Origin of the sequence: Micromonospora sp. NPDC047762 (assembly GCF_043204655.1) — a bacterium.
GTDB lineage: Bacteria > Actinomycetota > Actinomycetes > Mycobacteriales > Micromonosporaceae > Micromonospora.
Genome location: NZ_JBIDCQ010000020.1, coordinates 1 through 2,912, shown reverse-complemented (window position 1 = coordinate 2,912; position 2,912 = coordinate 1). Strand labels below are relative to the sequence as shown.

The following is a 2,912-nucleotide window of genomic DNA, read 5'->3' as shown; positions in this document are numbered from 1 at the left end:
CCTGCGCCTCGGTGCACCTAGCGCGGCTCGGCGTGTCGGGGTGGATCCGTTGACGCTATTTCGCATTACGCACTAGTGTGCAATGCGTGGACACCACACAGTTGCTGAAGGGCGTGCTTGACCTGGCCGTCCTGGCCGTGCTTCGAGAGGAGGACGGTTACGGTTACGACATCCTGCGCCGGCTCCGCGAGGCCGGCCTGGAGGAGATCGGCGACGCCTCGGTCTACGGCACGCTGCGCCGTCTCTTCGCCGCTGGCCTGCTCACCACCTACGTCGTGCCGAGCGAGACCGGCCCACATCGCAAGTACTACTCACTCAACGCCGCCGGGCGTGACCAGTTGACCCGCTCCGGCAAGCTCTGGCGCTCGTTCGCCACCACCATGGACACTCTGCTCGACGATCGGGGGCTGGCGGCATGACCGTCACGGAGCAGGAGATCACCGACTACGTGGCGCGGGTCCGGGCCGCTCTGGCCGACCTGCCACCCGACCGGCGCGACGAGCTGACCGAGGATCTCGCCGACCATCTCACCGAGGTCGCCGCCGAGGGCGAGGGCACCCTCGTCGAGCGGCTGGGCGAGCCCGAGACGTACGCCGCCGAGCTGCGCGTCGCTGCCGGCGCCGGCGTGGGCGGTGGACGCAACCTCGACCAGCGGGTCGCCACTGCGGTGATCCGGGCTCGCGGCCGGCTGCGCGCCATCGACACCCGGCTGGGCCCACCCCTGGGGTACGAGACGGCGAGCGACTTCCTTCGTCTGCTGCGCCCGGGTTGGTGGGTGCTGCGCGGCTACCTGGCGGCGATGCTGGTCACCGTGATCACCACGGGTGGCAGCTTCGGTCTGCTGCCCCGGTTCGGTGGTGAGCTGCTGGCCGGCCTGATCATGCTGATCGGTTTCGTGCTCGCCTCGATCTGGCTGGGTCGCCGATCCGGTCAGTTGAGTCGCTGGCCACGGTCCGCGTTGCAGGTCGGCAGCGCGGTGCTTGTGGTGTTCGCGCTGTCCGCCCTGATGCAAGCCGAGGACCGGATGCGCTACGGCGACTACGGCTACGACCCCACGTCGGTCGACAACCCGTACGACCGGATCAGGGACGTCTTCGTCTACGACAGCGAGGGTCGGCTGGTGGAGAACGCGCGGCTCTTCGACCAGAACGGCAACCCGATCCGGCTCGGCTACCCGGACTGCGACGACCCTGCCGTCGCCTATGACAAGCAGCTGCTGCAGCCGTACCCGTACTGCCCGAACGAGGCGCCCTTCGGGCCCCGCGCTCCCGGCGTGCCGCTACCTCCCGCGGCCCCGCCGACAACCCCGGAGCCCACCGCGGCTCCCGGATCGGCCACCACGCCCGTGCCGACCACCACGCCGGTGCCGAGCGGGTCGGCCACCGCTGCGACGACGACCGACCCGAGCGCGACGCCGGTCAGTCCAACCAGCACCGGCTGATCCGTTGCGCGGCCGCCACCCCTACACCCAAGTCCACAACGCTGGGCCATGGTGAGCCTTTTCCAGCTGATCCCGCAGGCCGGGGTGGGGTGTGGTGAGCCCGGCAATCGATGAGGGTGAGGCTCCACGTAAGAAGCGGTCGACCAGGATCCGATGCCCCGACCGGGAGCACCTACACCCGGCTCGCCGCCGGGTTCGCCGTTGCCACCGCCTGGCGCTGTGTGCAGGAAGCGCCGTTCAAGAGGCGCCGCTTCCGGCCGAAGCTGTCACGCCGACAGCACGCCGACAGAAGGCGGTCAACCGGAACCACACGAGAATCCGCGCTTGGGGCGAACGAGCTTTCGCCACGCTCAAGACCTGGAAGATCCTGGCCAAACTGCCTGCTGCCCACACCGTGCCACCGCGATCGTGCAGGCAATTCTCGTCCGGCACCACGTCGACGCGAACCGCTACCCAGGATGAAAATGGCTCAGTGCATGATCTTGGCCCTGTCAAGGTCTTGCAGAGCATGATTTGGCTGTGGTAGAAATATCTATCGATCACGGTCGAGAACGAGCAATTCACCAACGTCACGGGGAGGAAAAGTAATGCAGGGTAGTAGACTAGGCCCCGCTCTGAGGCGGGTGGCAATCATTGCCTCCATTATCGTACCCGCAACCCTGTTCGGGGCTACCCAGGCCTCCGCTAAGCCCTCATACTGCAATCAGGGCCTCTATGGAACAGGGTCATATAGTCACGGCGTGACATACTGCGCCGGCGGATATGGCGAGCATGCAATCTCGGTCGAATGCGATGGATTTTGGTCCAACTACTGGGTTTCCACCGGCTGGACTCCGGTAGGCCAACAGCGGGAAGCGTGGTGCGACGCGGGCGACAAGACCACCGGGGCAGTGCTTAGAGGGCTAAGGGATTAGTTCCCGCACTAACGCTACTACTGAATCGGGCTCCGCCGGTAGTCTCTCCGGCGGAGCCCGATTTAGCCTTCTCTGCGTAGCTGATGCCGCGTTTCTGGGGTGATTTGACGGTGGTGGGCGACAATGAGGAATGCCTGGACTGCCCCATTGGTACTTCGCCCTCGATGGAAAGGTCCTAACGACAGAAACTCGTCTTCGCGAGGGCTTCACATGTTAGATGATTGAAAAGATTCTTGTTGGAATCACCTCACTGGGCCGAGCGGGCATGTGCAGCGGGTTCGAATGGTCTTGCTGGCCGCCGAGGGCTGCCGTCAATGGCAAAATCGTGCTGGCTTCCTTAGACCTCACACTGCCGTTTCAGCGGGCGGCTGATCAGCCCTCTAAGGGACGTCTCGTAACTGGGTGAAGGTGTTGCCTTGGGCGGGCCGGTGGTCAGCCGGTGAGGATGATGTTGTGGAGGTTGGCGATGCCGGAAGCGGCGTCGGCCAATGTGTGGCCGGCGCGGCGATAGTCGCGCAGGATCTTGAAGTTCTTCATCCTGGCCAGGGCGTGTTCTA

At 65.4% G+C, this 2,912-nt stretch carries 2 protein-coding genes and 2 pseudogenes; 3 read left to right on the top strand and 1 reads right to left on the bottom strand.

Annotation, left to right across the window (positions count from 1 at the left end; all coding sequences use genetic code 11):
* Positions 1-86: 86 nt before the first annotated feature.
* The 3 genes and pseudogenes from ACGF3C_RS33345 to ACGF3C_RS33335 all read left to right on the top strand — a co-directional run.
* Positions 87-419 carry a PadR family transcriptional regulator gene (locus ACGF3C_RS33345; protein ID WP_007455685.1) on the top strand — a complete coding sequence of 111 codons (333 nt, stop codon included), beginning with the start codon at positions 87-89 and terminating at the stop codon, positions 417-419.
* Entirely contained in the window at positions 416-1,441 is a 1,026-nt protein-coding gene (locus ACGF3C_RS33340) for an HAAS signaling domain-containing protein (protein ID WP_393227777.1), read from the top strand. The genes ACGF3C_RS33345 and ACGF3C_RS33340 overlap by 4 nt, the downstream gene beginning before the upstream one ends.
* Positions 1,442-1,674: 233 nt before the next feature.
* Positions 1,675-1,903, top strand: a pseudogene (locus ACGF3C_RS33335) (transposase family protein); the annotation flags it as partial.
* A gap of 884 nt (positions 1,904-2,787) precedes the next feature.
* Here the strand turns inward: ACGF3C_RS33335 and ACGF3C_RS33330 are convergent.
* Positions 2,788-2,912 (bottom strand): annotated as a pseudogene (locus ACGF3C_RS33330) (IS5/IS1182 family transposase); the annotation flags it as partial.

What these genes read in the sequence shown, in the direction of transcription:
- ACGF3C_RS33340 (WP_393227777.1), top strand. Translation starts at nt 416, where the DNA reads ATGACCGTCACGGAGCAGGAGATCACCGACTACGTGGCGCGGGTCCGG.